Genomic DNA, 15,907 nt, shown 5'->3' with positions numbered 1-15,907 from the left:
ACAGGCACTCCATCTCATATCGAGATGGATACCATATCAAACATATTCTTGTGAGATACCAAAAAGAGCGCAGTCTCTCCGCAACGATCAAACGGAGGAGAGACGAGGATGGGCATCGCGACCGATGAGGCACGCCGGACATCCGTATTCATCGCCGGCGGCGGGCCGGTGGGCCTGGCGATGTCGCTGCTGCTCGACCGCTTCGGCATCGACTGCGTGGTGGTCGAAAAGAGCACGACGACGACGGATCATCCGAAGTCGCGCGGCTGCTGGGTCCGCACCATGGAGATCTTCCGGCAGTGGGGCATCGAGCAGGCGATCCGCGAGCGCGGATTGCAAGACAACTCCGACATGTTCGTGTTCCTCGACAGCATCGCGGGTCACGAGTTCGGCCGCACCCGTCCCGAACCGAATGTCGGTCATACGCCTGCCTGGAAAAGCCTGGTCGCCCAGGATGCCGTTGAGGAAGAGATCCTGCGCGTGGTCGAGAAGTCAAAGCACGCGACGGTGCTGTTCAGCACGGAATGTGAATCGTTCGAGGAGACCAACAGCGGCGTCAACGTCACGACGCGCTGCCAGAAGACCGGCGAGGTCACACGTTGGACGGCGACCTATCTGATCGCCGCCGATGGCGCGGGCAGCCAGACGCGGCGCAGCGCCGGGATCGACATGGTCGGACCATCCACGCTGGCCGTGATGTCCAACGAATACTGGCGCGCCGACCTGTCGCGGCTGCCGATCGCGCGCGAGGCCGCCGGCTTCATCATCGTCCCGGACACGCCCGATCTGCCGCGCGCCGCCATCCTGAACACCAATGGCCGGGATCGCTGGCTGACCGTGACGCAGATCGGCCTGACCAAGGACGATCGTGAGAGGCCGTGGACCGACCAGGAGTTCATCGAGATCGCGCGCGGCCATGTCGGCATTCCCGATCTCGACGTCACGCTTCTGAATCGTTCGATCTGGCGCGTCAGCATGCAGGTCGCCGAGACCTTCCGAAAGGGCCGGGTGCTTCTCGTCGGCGACTGCGCCCACCGCTTTCCGCCGACCGGCGGGTTCGGCCTGAACTCTGGCGTTCAGGACGCGCATAATCTCGCCTGGAAGCTCGCATTCGTGCTGAAGGGCCTCGCGGACGAAAAGCTGCTCGACAGCTATTCCAGCGAGCGCCGTCCGATCGCGCAGTCCAACGCCAATTTCAGCTACGGCAATCGGCTGCGCTTTGGGCTGACTGATGACGCCGTTCGCTCGCGCAATCCGGACCGGATCAAATTCTGGATCAACGACATGGACAATCACCTGCACAGCATCGGGCAGAACCTCGGACACAATTACGAGGAGGGGGCGGTGATCCCCGATGGCACCGTCGCGAAGGCGATGAACTCCCGCTACTACACGCCGACCGACCGTCCCGGTGCGCGCTTTCCGCATATGTGGCTCGAGCCGTCGCGCAAGAAGTCGACACTCGACTGGTTCGACAAGGAATTCACCGTCGTCACCGGTCCGCTCGGCAGCGAGTGGCTGGAGGCGGGCAAGCAGGTATCGGAGAAGACCGGCATGCCGCTGTCGCTGAAGCAGTTGCCGTCGGCCGACCCGGCGGACGGCTTCCAGCTCGGCATGCGCGGCGCGGTGCTGGTGCGCCCGGATGGGCACGTGGCGTGGCGGATGCCGTGGCTGCCGTCGGATCCGGCGAAAGAGCTCGCCGGCGCGCTCTCGACCTTGCTGCATTAGGGAGGTCTCCGATGCAGTCGCTCGAAGCCAACGGCATCGTTACGGCATATGAGAAGACGGGACGCGGCGAACCGATCGTGTTGCTGCATGGCGGCGAGGCCGATCACTCGATGTTCGACGGCCTTGCGCCGGTGTTGGCGACGCGGTTCACCGTGATCGCCTACGACCAGCGCGATTCCGGCGCCACCAGGAATCCCCCGTCGTCCTATTCATTGGCCGATCTGGCCGACGATGCCGCGGCCTTGATCCGAGGGCTCGGCTACGATCGTGCCCATGTTTTCGGAACCTCGCTGGGTGGGCAGATCGCGCAAGTGCTGGCGGCGCGCCATCCCGGCAGCATCGACCGCCTGGTCCTGAGCAGCACCTGGAAGGTCAACAAAAGCCCGCTGGACGTCAACGCGGATGCCTTCCGTGCGCTCGCGTCGTACCGCAGTGACACCGCAGGCAACGCACCAAAAATCGCGGAATTCTTCTTCCCGCCGGACTACCTGCGCACGCGGCCCGAGCTGATTGAGATCTTCCGCGGCTCCAGCCGCGACGACGGCCAGAAAGCGCGACGCGGCGCCTTGCTCGCGCAGCCCGTCGCCGCCGATCTCGCCGGCTTCGATCGCCCGACGCTGCTGCTGGTCGGTGGCGACGACCGGCTGATCCCGAATGCGGAGACATTCGCGCTCGCCCGCGATCTTGCCCAGGTCGAAACCAGCACGATCGCAAACGCGGGCCACGTTGCCTCGATCCAGGTGCCCGAACGCGTGGCGGAAGCGGTGACGGCATTTCTGAGTTCAAAGAAGAAGGCGGCTTGACAACAACGACAGGGGGAGACCATGGAGCAGGCGAACGCAGTGCCGTTCGACGAAGCGCCGGTGACGACGCGCTATTGGCTATCGATCATCCTTTTCGCTATTTCCGGCGTGGTCGATTTCTTTGATTTCTTCGTGGTCGGGTTTCTGGTCTCGGTGCTGGCGCCGACATGGCACCTGACGTTCGGGCAGACCTCGATCATGCTGATGAGCGCCGGGATCGGGGCGATGCTCGGGGCGTTCGCCGCCGGGATCCTTGCCGATCGTTTCGGGCGCAAGCCGCTGGCGGTGGCGGGCGTCATGCTGTGCGGCCTGACCTCGGGCGCAATCGCGTTCATTCCGGAAGACGGCTGGATTGCGTTCGCGGTCCTGCGCTTCTTCGTGGGCTTCGGCCTCGCCGCGGGCGCGGCCGCGGCGGTTCCGGCCATCGTCGAATTCGCCCCGACCCGTCATCGCACGCTGGTCACGAGCCTCGTGGTCGTGCCGGTCGCCTTCGGCGTGCTGTCGGCGTCGGTGACGGCGAGCTTCCTGCTGCCGCTGGTCGGCTGGCGCGGATTGGCGGCGGTCGGCTTCCTGCCGATCATCCTCGGAATTCTCACCATGATCATCATGCCGGAATCGCCGCGCTGGCTGATCAGCAAGGGCCGCGTGCGCGAGGCGCAGGCGAGTATCCGGAAACTCTACCGGGTCGGTGGCGACACGTTCGCGTTGCCCACGCTGCAACAGGCGAGCTCCGCAACATTTGCCGATCTCTTCGCCGAGCAGCGGCGGTTCTGGCTGACCGTTCTGGTCTGGTTCGGCGCCAGCACGGCGAACTACGGCGTCTTCCTGTGGGGACCGACCATCGTGGCGCTGCTGCTCGGCGTTGCGCCGCAGGAGGCGGCCAAGATGTTCATCTATGTCAGCCTCGCCGGCGTCCTCGGTCGGACCGGCTTTGCCTTCCTGGCGCATCGGATCGGCCGCAAACCGTGCGGTCAGTTGATGGGCTACGGCACTGCGGTCACGCTGGCGCTCGCCGCCTATTTCCACAATGACTTTGCCGGTTCGGTGCCGCTGTTTCTGGTGTTCCTGATCATCGGCGCCGTGTTCTTCGACGGCGGGTTCTCGAACATCGGGCCCTATCCCGCGGAAATCTTCCCGGTCCAGCTTTCGGGGCGCGCGGTCGGCCTCGCCCAGCTCTCGAACGGGGTCGGCAAGATCGTCGGGCCGCTGTGTCTTGCGTTGATCGCGGGGGCCGACAATCTCGTGCATCCGAGCGCAACCGCCGCGGCGGTGATGCCGGCGTTCTGCTTTCTCGCCGGCGCAGGCCTTCTGATTGGGCTCGCCTTCACGTTCCTCGGCGTCGAGCCGCACGGTCGCCCGGTGGCTCTGTTCGGTGAGAATGCGGGCGCCGCACCGAAATCGCTGGCCGCGAAAACGGCAAGTTGAGAAGACGAAGGGTCATATCATGGACAATGCGCACGACACGATCGCAACCGCGGCGCCGTTCGACACCGCGAAGCTCGACCGGCTGATGGACGAGGCGGGGCTCGACATCCTGATCGCAACCTCGCGTCACAATGTGCAGTACCTGCTCGGCGGCTATCGCTTCTTCTTCTTCGAAGTCATGGAGGCGATCGGCACCAGCCGCTATCTGCCGGTGTTCGTCTATCAGAAGCGGCATCCGGAAAATGCGATCTACATCGGCAACCGCATGGAAAAGTTCGAGCACGATCTCGGACGGATATGGACACCGCTGGTCAAGACAGGCAGCTGGGGAACGATCGATGCGATGGGCCTCGCGATCGATCATGTGCGCAAGCTTGGGGCTCCGGCAAAGCGCGTCGGCATCGAGGCGAGCTTCCTGCCGGCCGATGCCAGGGATCATCTGCGGGCCGGGCTCGACGATGTCGAACTGCGCGAAGCTCATTTCACCCTCGAACGGCTTCGCGCCGTGAAATCTCCCGCCGAACTCGATCTCATCAGGGAAGCCTCTGAACGCGTCGTCGATGCGATGCTGGCGACGTTCAGGAACTGTGTGCCAGGCATGACCAAGAACGAGGTCGTCGCCCGCTTGCGGCATGAGGAACAGGCGCGCGATCTGGTGTTCGAATATTGCCTGATTGCCGCAGGCAACAGCCATAACCGCGCGCCCTCGAACCAGCGCCTCGCGGAAGGCGACGTGATCTCGATCGATTCCGGCGGAAACTACCGGGGCTATATCGGCGACCTCAGCCGCATGGGCATCCTGGGAGAGCCCGACAGCGAGCTTCGCGAATTGCTGCACGAAGTCGAGGACATTCAGCAGGCCGCCCGGCGCGTGATCCGGCCGGGCGCGATGGGCGGCGACATCATCGCGGCAGGTGAGGCTATGGTCAAATCGTCGCCGAACCGCGCCGTGCTCGACTTCACCGCCCACGGCATCGGGCTGGTCAGCCACGAGGCGCCGCGGCTGACCGCGACCGGTCCGGTCCCTTACACGCCATATGACGCCGACCGGCCGCTTGAGCCGGGAATGGTGATCTCGATCGAAACCGCGCTGCTGCATCCTGCGCGCGGTTACATCAAGCTCGAGGACACGCTGATCGTCACCGAAACGGGCTGGGAAGCCCCCGGTGACCATGGCCGGGAATGGAATTCGTCGCGTCTCATGGCGTGAGCCGATCAACGCCGGGGCGGCATGTTTGGATGGGGCACCGATTGAGCTGCGGTGCCGGAGGCGTTCGCCCGCATATTTCGGAATATTAGAAATATATCCCTGAGTTGCCCGACGTGTCAAGTTGCTGGCCGCCGCCGGCTCCTTTGCATGGGGTTGTTTTCGATATTTTGGCAGCGTCCGCCCGCCGGCGGTCTTTGCTTCACTCGCGCCTCCGGTCATGCGATGCTTCGGGCGGGATGCAGCGGCGGTCCCGTGCCGTCTGCTCGCCAGGTCGGCGCCGACGATGGGCAGGTGCAACCGATAAGGATTGCCTCCCATCGACAGAAGCGACCCGATGACCGCCAACGCACTCCGCGACTACGCCCAAAGCATCCTGACCGCACGGGTCTATGACGTGGCGGTCGAGACGCCGCTCGATCCGATGCCGCGGCTGTCAGAGCGCTTGTCGCGATCCGTGTTGCTGAAGCGGGAGGATTTTCAGCCGATCTTCTCGTTCAAGATCCGCGGCGCCTACAACAAGATCGTCAGGCTGCCGGACGCGCAGCGACGGATGGGCGTGATCTGCGCATCGGCGGGCAATCACGCCCAGGGCGTCGCGCTGTCGGCGCGCAAGCTCGGTATTCCCGCAACCATCGTGATGCCGCGGACGACGCCGGCCATCAAGGTCGAAGCCGTGCGGCGTCTGGGCGGCGATGTCGTCCTGCATGGCGACGCGTTCGACGACGCGCAAGCCAAGGCCAGGGAGATCGAGGTCGCGCGCGGCCTGACCTTCGTGCATCCGTTCGACGACCCCGATGTGATCGCCGGCCAGGGCACCGTCGGGATGGAGATCCTGCGCCAGCATCCCGATCCGATCGAGGCGATCTTCGTGCCGATCGGCGGGGGTGGGCTGGCGGCCGGCGTCGCCGCCTTCGTCAAGTTCCTCAACCCTTCGATCAAGGTCGTCGGCGTCGAGCCGGCGGATGCCGCGTCGATGGCGGCCGCGCTCGCCAAGGGCAACGTCGTCGCGCTTGATCAGGTCGGACTGTTCGCCGACGGTGTCGCGGTCCGCAAGGTCGGCACCGAGACGTTCCGGCTCTGCCGCGACCTGCTCGACGAGGTCGTCACCGTGGATACCGACGCGATGTGCGCGGCGATCAAGGACATCTTCGACGACGTGCGATCGGTTGCCGAGCCCTCCGGAGCATTGGCGCTCGCCGGGCTGAAAGCCTATGCCGAGCGCGGTGCGCTGAGCGACGGCAGCCTGATCGCCGTCAACAGCGGGGCCAATCTGAATTTCGACCGGCTCCGCACCATCGCCGATCGCGCCGAGGTCGGCGAGCATCGCGAGGCATTGCTTGCGGTCACCGTGCCGGAGAAGCCGGGCAGCTACCGGCACTTCATCCGCATTCTCGGCTCCCGCGCCATCACCGAGTTCAACTACCGCTTTGCCGAGACCACCGCGCCGGCGCAGCTTTTCGTCGGCATCGCGCTGAGCCGCGGTGAGGCCGAGAAGCGGGAGGTGATGGAGCTGCTTCGCCGCGAGGGCTATCCGATCCTGGACCTGAGCGAGAACGAAATGGCCAAGGACCATGTGCGCTACATGGTCGGCGGCCGCGCGCCGCTGCTCAGGGACGAGGTGATCTACCGCTTCGAGTTTCCCGAGCGTCCTGGTGCGCTACTGAAATTCCTCGAGAGCCTGGCGCCGGACTGGAACATCTCGCTGTTCCACTACCGCAATCACGGCGCCGACTATGGACGCATCCTGGCGGGGATCGAAGTCAAGCCGCAGGAGCGCGCCCGGTTCGTCCAAGCGCTGGATGCGCTCGGCTATCCCTACTGGAACGAGAGCGAGAATCCGGCCTATCGCCTGTTTCTCTCCGCCGAGCAGGGATGACGCGGCGGGGCGCCACCGAGATCGCGATCTGGCGGATCAGCGATCGGCGGTCAGTTGCCGGCGATATCGCTCGGCGTCCCAGTTGAGCAGCGCATGCTCATTCTCTGCCGTCAGATAGTTGACCCGTGCAGTCAGGGGCAGCCGGCTGGTAACCAGCGCGAGACAGCTCAACATGGCTTCGGCGCCGTCGCTGGCATCCTCGCGGATGAGGCTGCCGACATCGGGGACGAGAAGCGCAACCGGCGGCGGCAGGCCGATCGCGATGGTCTCTGCGGTCCTGACGTTCAGGCTCTCGTGAGGCTCCAGGACCGGCAGGCCCGGGCCAAGGAAGACGACGTGATCGGGATAGAGCGAGCCGGCGGTCGCGATCGCGCGGCTGTAGCGGTCGGTGGCAATGTCGTGGCCGCGCGGATCGCGCGGCAGGCGATAGATCGTGCCGGCGCAGATCCTCCGGAGCGCGTCATGATCCGCGGCCGGCGCGCGACGCTGCTCCAGCGCCAGGCGCTTTTCGACCTCGGCCACCAAGGCTTCCGCCGCGTCGCAGGTCGTGGCGCCAACCACCAGGCCGTGATTGCCGAGGATCAGCACGTCGATCGCATCCCGTGCGATCACCTCACCGACCGCGCGGGCCAGCGGCAGTCCCGGGTGGTGATAGTCGAGGTACCGCCAGGCCAGTCCGTCCAGACGCCGGGCAAACTCGTCACGGGCATCGCTGCGCACCGCCCACGCGATGGTGTTGACGGAATGAACATGCAGCACGATCCTGTGCGGCATCAGCGCATGCAGCGAGGTCTCGATCGAGGCGCGCAGCGTCGTTCCGGCGTCCGGCGCGAGCGGCACGCGTTCGTCGCCTTGCGCCAGGGCCGCGCGCGCGGCCGACAGGGCGACCGGCACGAAGATGTCCTTGTCCTCGGCGTCGGCGAGCCAGGTGCCTGACGCCTTGACCCACAGCACGTCGTCCTCCTTGACTGATGAATTGCCGCCGGCGCCTTGCACCAGCAGGATATTCCGGCCGACGCGTGCCGACATGCGGCACAGTTCGTTCAGCATTTGAGGCGGTCGCATCTCGGCTCTCACCAGGTCAGATGGTCCATGGTCCAGTGCGGCATCCGCGCCGCTGCGCCGGCCGCGGCCTTGATCGCCTGCGGCAGGTCGTGCGCCTGCGCAAGCGTCGCGCGATGGGCGCCGGAGCCGATCAGCAGGGTCAGCATGCCGGCCGTGCGGCCTCCGGCGATATCGTGATCGAGGGAGTCGCCGATGACGAGGATTCGCTCCGGCGCGGGACGTCCCAATTGATCGCGCGCGGCGGTAAACATCGGTGGATGCGGCTTGCCGACGAACAGCACGGTGCCGCCGAGCGATTGATAGAAGGCGGCGAGTGCGCCCGGTGCAGGGATCAGTCCCGCGACGCCGAACATCACGAGGTCGGGGTTGGCGCACAGCATCGTCAATTGCCGGGCAGCGGCCGCCGTCAGCAGCGAGCGCCAGCGTTCCGGCTCGGCCATATCATCGTCAAGGCCGCCGAGCAGGATGAAATCAGCCTCGTGTACGGTCGAAGCGACCGTGAGGCCGGTGTCGTCGACGATCGAGCGATCGCCGTCGCGCGAGATCAGAAAGCAGCTACGTCCGATTTCGGCAAAGGGCGCCTGGTCGCACGTGTGCAGGCCGCGCCAGGTGACCTCGCCCGACGACAGCACGCCGTCATAGGCCTCCGGCGGCAGGCCGAGTGCGGCAAGGCGCCGCTGGTTGCCGACGGCGCGCTTGCCGGAATTGGAGAGGATCAGGATGTGCTTGCCGGCCGTGCGCAGCCGCGCCACGCAATCCAGCGCTGCGGGGAACACCGCCAACCCCTCGTGCAGCGTGCCCCACTGGTCGAGCAGCACGTGATCGAAGCGGTCGGCGATGACATGAAGGCCGGCGATCGCGGTCGCATCGGCCTTCATGGCGGACCTCCGTTCAGCGCGAGCAGCGCGGCGCCGTAGCTTGCTTCGGTCTGTTCGGCGAGCGAGACCGGGACGCCGAGCACGCGGTGCCGGATCCTGGTCCATGCATCGTTCTTCGCGCCGCCGCCGATTCCGATGACGCGGCGCAGATGCGGTGCGCCGAGTCGCGCCAGCTGCCGGTAGGCGAGGGCTTCCACCGAGGCGATGCCCTCGAGCAGGCCCTGGAAAAAACGACAATCTTCGGCCGGTCGCGGCGTGATCCGCGCGGCCAGCGCCGGATCGGCGATCGGGAAGCGTTCGCCGGGTTTTGGCAGCGGGTAGTAGTCGAGCCCGGTCGGCTGGTCCGGCATCACCTGCGGCGTCAGCCGATCCATCTCGTCGGCGCTGAAATGCAGCAGCAGCGCGGCGCCGCCGGAGTTCGATGCGCCGCCGGCGAGCCAGCGCTCGCCGAGCCGGTGCGAATAGACACCCTGGTCGGCCGCGAAGATCGGCTGGGTCGTAAGCTGTTTCACCACCAGCGTGGTGCCGAGCGAGGTGACGGCATCGCCCGGCTGATCGGCACCGGTCGCGATGAAGGCCGCGACGCCGTCGGTGGTGCCGGCCGCGACGTGAGCTGTGGCGGGCAGCCCGAGTGAGCGCGCGACCTGCGGATCCATCTCGGAAAATGCCGTTCCCGGCACCAGCACCTCGGGAAGCAGATCGTCGCGCACGCCGAGCTGGTCGAGCCAGGACGGCCAGGCGCGCGCGACCGGGTCGTAGCCGAGTTTCAACGCGTTGTTCTCGTCGCTGATGGCATGGTGGTTTGCAAGCCGGCCAGCGATCCAGTCCGCTTGATGCACCGCGTGGCGCGCATCGCCGATGTAGCCGTCGTTCTGGAGATAAAGCAGCTTGGCGAGCGCGCTGCTCGCACCATGCGCGCCGCTCTCGCGCGGTGCGACTGCCGCCACGCGTGCGGCCTCGTGCGTGGCGCGCGCATCATTGTACATCAGCCCCGGCGAGCAGGGGCGGCCGGCCGCATCGACCAGCAGCAGCGTGCCCGATGTGCCGTCGACGACGATACGCGTGACGTCGCCAAGACCGACGGTCTCGCCGAGCTTGCGGATGGCTGCGGCCGCAGCCTGCCACCACAGCTCCGGGTTCTGGTCGATGGCGTTGCCGTCGACGCGCGGCGCAGGCAGCGCGATCGAAGCGAAGCCGCGGATGCCGCCCTGCGGATCGATCGCACAGGCGCGGACGCCGCCGGTTCCGACATCGATGCCGAGATACAAGCCTCCCATCCGACCTCACCGCTCTCTCGTGCCCGCGCTTCGACGTTGGTTGCGCTGCAGCACGTTTGGGGGATTGACGCCCCGTTCGGCCTCTGCAATTTTTTGCAGGACGTGAAGAAATTTGCAAGCGGACTTTTCCGGACATGGCCACACCGCCCGACAGGCTGCCGACGATCGACGGCGAGGCGTCGCTTGCGACGCGCGCGGCGTGGTTGTATTTCGCGGCCGGGCTGACCCAGTCGGAGGTCGCCGACCGCCTCAACATCCAGAGCACCAAGGCGCACCGCCTGATCGCGCGCGCCAGCCGCGAGGGCATGATCCGGGTCTTCGTCGAGGGGCCGGTCGCCGAATGCGTGGCGTTGGAGAACGATCTGACGCAGCGCTTCGGCCTATCGTTCTGCCGCGTCGCGCCCGATCTCGGCGAGAGCGATCTGCCGCTCAAGGCGCTGGCGCTGGAAGGCGCGAGCTTCCTGCGCCAGATCCTGGAGCGAGGCGACGACAAGGTGATCGGCGTCGGCCATGGCCGCACGCTCGCCGCCGTGGTCGAGCAGATGCCGCAGACCCCGGCGCGCGACGCGCAATTCGTGTCGTTGCTCGGCGGACTGACGCGGAAATTTGCCGCCAATCCGTTCGACGTGATTCATCGCCTCGCCGAACGTACCGGCGCGGAAGCATATCTGCTGCCGGTGCCGGTGTTCGCCAATTCGGTCGCCGATCGCGCCGTGCTGATGCAGCAATTCGGCATCGCCGACGTGTTCGCGCTGGCCCGCAAGGCCTCGCTGCTGTTCGTCGGCATCGGCCAGGTCAGCCATGACGGCTTTCTGGTGGCGAGCGGAATGATCAAGCCCGACGAGGTCGCCGAGCTGAAGCGCGTCGGCGCCTGCGCGGATCTGCTCGGCCATTTCTTCAGCGCCGACGGAGCGGTGCTGGACACCGATCTCTCGGCCCGCGCCACCTCCATGAGCATGGCCGATCTCAGAAAGCACCGCATCGTCGCCATCGCCGGCGGGCCGGCCAAGGTGACCGCGCTGCGCGGGGTGCTGCGCAGCGGCGTGCTGCACGGCCTCATCATCGACGAGGTGACTGCAAAGGCGCTCACAACAGACAAGCCGGAGACCACATCCGGCAAGACAAGAAGCAAGACCCGGAAGGACAAATAAAACAAGCGTCAACAAGGAGAGGAAATACATGTTCGATCGCGAGAAGAATCTGTTCGACTCCTACGCTGCCAAACGCATCAGCCGCCGCGATCTCCTCGACGGCGCCGCCAAGCTCGGCATCACCGGCCTTGCCGCCAACGCCGCCTTCGCCTCCTCGATGTCGAAGGCGATGGCCGCGGACTTCAACTGGAAGGCCCAAAGCGGCAAGAGCGTCAAGCTGTTGCTCAACAAGCACCCCTATGTCGATGCGATGATCGGCGACATCGAGGCGTTCAAGACGCTGACCGGCATGAACGTCACCTACGACATCTTTCCGGAGGACGTCTATTTCGACAAGGTGACGGCGGCGCTGTCGTCGAAATCCGACCAGTACGACGCCTTCATGACCGGCGCCTACATGACCTGGACCTACGGTCCGGCGGGCTGGATCGAGGACCTCAACACCTACATCAAGGATCCTACCAAGACCAACCCGGCCTTCGCCTGGGACGACGTGCTGCCGGGCCTGCGTGCTTCCACCGCATGGGACGGCGTCGCCGGCTCCGAGCTCGGCTCGGGCAAGGCCAAGCAATGGTGCATCCCGTGGGGCTATGAGCTCAACAACATCACCTACAACCGCAACGTCTTCGACAAGGTCGGCGTCAAGCCGCCGAAGAACCTCGACGAGATGCTGGAGGTCGCCGCCAAGATCACAAAGGACGCCGGCGGGCCCTACGGTGTCGGCGTGCGCGGCTCGCGCTCCTGGGCGACCATCCATCCGGGTTTCCTGTCGGCCTATTCGAATTTCGGCCAGAAGGACTTCGTGATGGAGGGCGGCAAGCTGAAGGCCGCGATGAACACCAAGGCCTCCAAGGAATTCCACGACAAATGGGTCAAGATGATCCAGACCTCGGGCCCGAAGAACTGGTCGACCTACACATGGTACCAGGTCGGCACCGATCTCGGCGCCGGCGCCTCCGGTATGATCTTCGACGCCGACATCCTCGGCTACTTCATGAATGGTGGCGACAACAAGGAAAAGGGGCATCTCGGTTACGCGCCGTTTGCCGCCAATCCGGCCGCCAAGGCGCCGACCCCGAACGTCTGGATCTGGTCGCTCGCGATGTCGACCTTCTCCAAGCAGAAGGACGCCGCATGGCTGTTCATGCAGTGGGCGGCTTCCGTCGAGCACGACCTGTTCGGCGCACGCAAGATGGACTTCGTCAATCCGGTGCGCGCCTCGGTGTGGAAGGACAGCGAGTTCCGCGACCGTATCGCGAAGTCCTATCCCGGCTATCTCGACCAGCACGACATGTCGTCGCCCGGCGCCAAGATCTACTTCACGGCGCAGCCGCTGTTCTTCGATCTCACGACGGAATGGGCGGCCTCGCTGCAGAAGATGGTGGCGAAGGAGGTCAGTGTCGACGAGGGGCTCGACAAGCTCGCCGACAGCATCAACCGCCAGCTCAAGCAGGCCGGTCTCGGCTGACGGGCCAACTGTGCGGTGCTTGATCCCCCGCACCGCACCCATCCGCCGGCTCGGAGCCTTGTCCCATTCCGAGCCGGCGGCGTTTTGCCAGCCAAACGCGATCTCATATCATCATGAGCATGGTCCAACTCCTCCAGACGAACGCGCAGGCAGCGCCGGCCAAACCAAGGCCGCGCGTGCGCCTCTTGCCCTATCTGCTGAGCCTGCCGGCGCTGCTCGTCTGCGTGGCGATCCTGGTTCCGTTCGTGACCGCGGCGGTCTATTCGCTGCAGCGTTACCGGCTGAACCTGCCTTATCTGCGCGGCTTCATCGGTGCCGGCAACTACATCGACTTCCTGTCCGATCCGGCGTTCTGGAATACGTTCCGGATATCGATCACCTACACCGCTGTGACGGTCGTGCTCGAGCTTTTGCTCGGCCTCGGCATCGCGCTGCTGCTGCGCCGGCCGACCCGCTTCCACAATGCGGTGTCGATCATGCTGCTGCTGCCGCTGATGACGGCGCCGGCGATCGCCGCGCTGATGTGGAAGCTGATGACCAATCCGAGCTTCGGCATCCTGTCCTACCTGGTCGGCCTGTTCGGCGTCACCGACTTCAAATGGGCCTCCGATCCGTCGAGCGCGCTGTTCACGGTCGTGCTGGTCGATGTCTGGGTCTACACGCCCTTCATCATGATCCTGCTGCTTGCGGGCCTGCGCTCGCTGCCGCGGCAGCCGTTCGAGGCCGCGGCGCTCGACGGTGTGCCGGCGAGCTTCGTCTTCTTCCGGATCACGCTGCCGATGCTCGCGCCTTACATCATCACGGCATCGCTGTTCCGCCTGCTCGATTCGATCCAGCAGTTCGACATCATCTATGCGATGACGCAGGGCGGACCGGGTGACCGGCTGATGGTGTTCCAGGTGCAGGCCTATCTGGAATTCTTCCAGTACACCAATGTCGGCAGGTCGGCGGCGCTGTTGATGATCCTCTGGCTCATCACCAACATCCTGTCCAACATCTTCATCAAGAACTGGCTGCGGTTGCGCGCGCGTGCGCACGGCCACGCGTGACGGGGAGAGGCGCGATGGAACATTCCAGCCTTGCCGGCCGCATCTTCCGCGGCGTGGCGCTCACGCTGATCCTGATCTTCTTCATGTTTCCGATCGTCTGGATCTTCCTGATGTCGTTCCAGAACAACGATCAGATCCTGAGAATTCCGCCTCGGATCCTGTTCGAGCCGACGCTTGCGAATTACGAGGCGCTGATCTCCGGCCAGCTGCGCACCGCGGCCGGCAATCTGCAGATCTCCTTCATGCGCAACCTGTTCAACAGCGTCGTGCTCTCGAGCGCGGCGGTGCTGCTGGCGCTGCTGCTCGGCGTGCCGGCGGCCTACGCCTTTGCGCGCTTCAAGTTCCGCCTCGGCGAGAGCATCGCCTTCACGCTGCTGTCGTTCCGCTTCGCGCCGCCGTTGCTCGTGCTGCTGCCGCTGTCGCTGTACTATCAGGAGCTCGGGCTCAACGACACTTACTTCGGCATCGTCTGGGTCTATCAGCTGATCGCGCTGCCGCTGATCCTGTGGATCGTGCGCGGCTATTTCGAGGATATCAGCCCCGATATCGAGCACGCCTACCGGCTCGCGGGGCATTCCTGGCGCGAGGCCTTCACCCGGATCGCGGTGCCGCTGGCAGGGCCGGGAATCGCCGCGGCGGGGCTGCTGTCGTTCATCTTCTGCTGGAACAATTTCGTGTTCGCCCTGATCCTGGCTTCCGCCGACAAGCAGCCGGTGACCGTCGGCGCGCTCGCCTTCGTCACCGCGTCCGGAATCCAGTACGGTCAGATCGCGGCGGCGATCGTGCTCTCGGTGACGCCGACCCTGTTGCTGGCGCTCTATGCGCAGCGCTATCTGGTCGAGGGGCTCTCGCTCGGCGCGGTGAAAGGCTGATCCGATGGCACGTCTCGAGATCAATGCGGTGAGCAAGGCGTTCGGTGTGGCGCGGCCCGCCGACGGATTGTCGCTCGCCGTCGAGCCTGGCGAAATCGTCGCGGTGTTCGGACCGTCCGGCAGCGGCAAGACCGTGCTGCTGCGGATGATCGCGGGCATGTTCGAGCCCGACGACGGTGACATCCTGATCGGCGGCCGCTCGGTGGTCGGCGCGCCGCCCGAGCGGCGTGGCATCGGCATGGCGTTCCAGAATTTTGCCCTGTTCCCGCACATGACCGCCCGCGACAATATCGCAAGCGGCTTGCGTGCCGGCGGCAACGAAGTTGCCGGTCGCGTTGCCGCGATCAGCAAGCTGCTCAAGATCGAGCACGTGCTGGGCCATACGCCGCGCGAATTGTCGAACGGACAGAAGCAGCGCACCGCGCTGGCGCGGGCGCTGATCGGCAATCCGGACGTGCTGCTGCTGGATGATCCCCTGCGCAACGTCGACGCCAAGCTGCGCTACGAGATGCGGCTCGAGCTGCCGAACCTGCTGCGGCGCGGGACCGCCGCCGTGCTCTATGTGACCCAGGACTATCGCGAGGCGATGGCGATCGCCGACCGCATCGCGGTCTTGATCGACGGCCGGCTCGCGCAGGTCGCGACACCGGCGGATATCTACGCCCAGCCCGGGTCGGTCGCGATCGCGCGGTTGTTCGGCGATCCGACCATCAACCTTGCCGAGGTTTCGCCGGTCGCCGAGCACGGCATGCTGTCGGCCGTGGTGGCCGGCGCCCGGATGCGGCTCGGCGCCGCCGATGGCGCAGCGCCTGCCGGTCCATGCTGGCTCGGCGTCCGACCGGAGGATATCGCGATCTCGTCGGCATCTGCGGACGACGCCATCCCGGCGCGCATTCTCGCGATCACCCCGATGCACGAGAGGGCGGTGTTGCTGCTCCGTCTTGCCGACGGAACGGAATGGCTGGCGGCGCTGCCGCCGGATGCGCCGCAAGGCGTGGCCGATGATAGCGTTTTCGTCCGCTTCGCGGCCGATGCAGCGATGCTGTTCGATCGCGCGACCGGGCTCCGGATCGCGCCATCGTGCCGGCTTAAGGCGGCATAGGAG

At 65.8% G+C, this 15,907-nt stretch carries 13 protein-coding genes; 10 read left to right on the top strand and 3 right to left on the bottom strand.

Features of this window, described 5'->3' with window-relative positions; all coding sequences use genetic code 11:
* Positions 1 to 108: 108 nt before the first annotated feature.
* The 5 genes from JQ507_25955 (at position 109) to ilvA (ending at position 7,042) form a co-directional block, all read left to right on the top strand.
* Positions 109 to 1,728 (top strand): FAD-dependent monooxygenase, encoded by a 1,620-nt coding sequence (locus JQ507_25955; protein ID QRI68344.1) that lies wholly within the window; start codon positions 109 to 111, stop codon positions 1,726 to 1,728.
* An 11-nt stretch (positions 1,729 to 1,739) separates the two neighbouring features.
* The gene (locus tag JQ507_25950) at positions 1,740 to 2,531 is read left to right on the top strand and encodes an alpha/beta hydrolase (GenBank protein ID QRI68343.1); all 792 of its coding nucleotides are present in this window, start codon (positions 1,740 to 1,742) and stop codon (positions 2,529 to 2,531) included.
* A 21-nt stretch (positions 2,532 to 2,552) separates the two neighbouring features.
* Complete coding sequence (locus JQ507_25945; protein QRI68342.1) at positions 2,553 to 3,956, top strand: MFS transporter; 1,404 nt, start codon at positions 2,553 to 2,555, stop codon at positions 3,954 to 3,956.
* 19 nt (positions 3,957 to 3,975) lie between these two features.
* A complete protein-coding gene (locus JQ507_25940) occupies positions 3,976 to 5,166 on the top strand; it encodes an aminopeptidase P family protein (protein ID QRI68341.1) in 1,191 nt (396 codons plus the stop codon).
* Positions 5,167 to 5,500: 334 nt separating this feature from the next.
* Entirely contained in the window at positions 5,501 to 7,042 is a 1,542-nt protein-coding gene (ilvA, locus tag JQ507_25935; GenBank protein QRI68340.1) for a threonine ammonia-lyase, biosynthetic, read from the top strand.
* Positions 7,043 to 7,078: 36 nt separating this feature from the next.
* On the opposite strand, the gene JQ507_25930 is transcribed toward ilvA, so the two are convergent.
* The 3 genes from JQ507_25930 to JQ507_25920 are packed head-to-tail and all read right to left on the bottom strand — an operon-like array spanning position 7,079 to position 10,262.
* Positions 7,079 to 8,107 carry a class II aldolase gene (locus tag JQ507_25930; protein ID QRI68339.1) on the bottom strand — a complete coding sequence of 343 codons (1,029 nt, stop codon included), beginning with the start codon at positions 8,105 to 8,107 and terminating at the stop codon, positions 7,079 to 7,081.
* Between the two features lie 8 nt (positions 8,108 to 8,115).
* Positions 8,116 to 8,985, bottom strand: coding sequence for a TIGR01459 family HAD-type hydrolase (locus JQ507_25925; GenBank protein QRI68338.1), 870 nt, complete (start codon positions 8,983 to 8,985; stop codon positions 8,116 to 8,118).
* The gene (locus JQ507_25920; protein QRI68337.1) at positions 8,982 to 10,262 is read right to left on the bottom strand and encodes an FGGY-family carbohydrate kinase; all 1,281 of its coding nucleotides are present in this window, start codon (positions 10,260 to 10,262) and stop codon (positions 8,982 to 8,984) included. Before JQ507_25920 ends, JQ507_25925 begins: the two co-directional genes overlap by 4 nt.
* Before the next feature lie 134 nt (positions 10,263 to 10,396).
* On the opposite strand from JQ507_25920, the gene JQ507_25915 reads away from it, so the two are divergent.
* The 5 genes from JQ507_25915 to JQ507_25895 all read left to right on the top strand — a co-directional run bounded on the left by JQ507_25915 (position 10,397) and on the right by JQ507_25895 (position 15,904).
* Positions 10,397 to 11,413, top strand: coding sequence for a sugar-binding transcriptional regulator (locus JQ507_25915; GenBank protein ID QRI68336.1), 1,017 nt, complete (start codon positions 10,397 to 10,399; stop codon positions 11,411 to 11,413).
* Between the two features lie 28 nt (positions 11,414 to 11,441).
* A complete protein-coding gene (locus JQ507_25910; GenBank protein QRI68335.1) occupies positions 11,442 to 12,881 on the top strand; it encodes an extracellular solute-binding protein in 1,440 nt (479 codons plus the stop codon).
* 119 nt (positions 12,882 to 13,000) lie between these two features.
* Complete coding sequence (locus JQ507_25905) at positions 13,001 to 13,930, top strand: sugar ABC transporter permease (GenBank protein QRI68334.1); 930 nt, start codon at positions 13,001 to 13,003, stop codon at positions 13,928 to 13,930.
* Between the two features lie 14 nt (positions 13,931 to 13,944).
* Entirely contained in the window at positions 13,945 to 14,802 is an 858-nt protein-coding gene (locus tag JQ507_25900) for a carbohydrate ABC transporter permease (GenBank protein QRI68333.1), read from the top strand.
* 4 nt (positions 14,803 to 14,806) lie between these two features.
* Complete coding sequence (locus JQ507_25895; protein ID QRI68332.1) at positions 14,807 to 15,904, top strand: ABC transporter ATP-binding protein; 1,098 nt, start codon at positions 14,807 to 14,809, stop codon at positions 15,902 to 15,904.
* The last annotated feature ends 3 nt before the right edge of the window (positions 15,905 to 15,907 follow it).

Origin of the sequence: Bradyrhizobium sp. PSBB068, from assembly GCA_016839165.1 — a bacterium.
In the GTDB taxonomy this organism is placed as follows: domain Bacteria; phylum Pseudomonadota; class Alphaproteobacteria; order Rhizobiales; family Xanthobacteraceae; genus Bradyrhizobium.
Note: the sequence above shows the minus strand (reverse complement) of the source record. Positions and strands in the feature narration are given on the sequence as shown.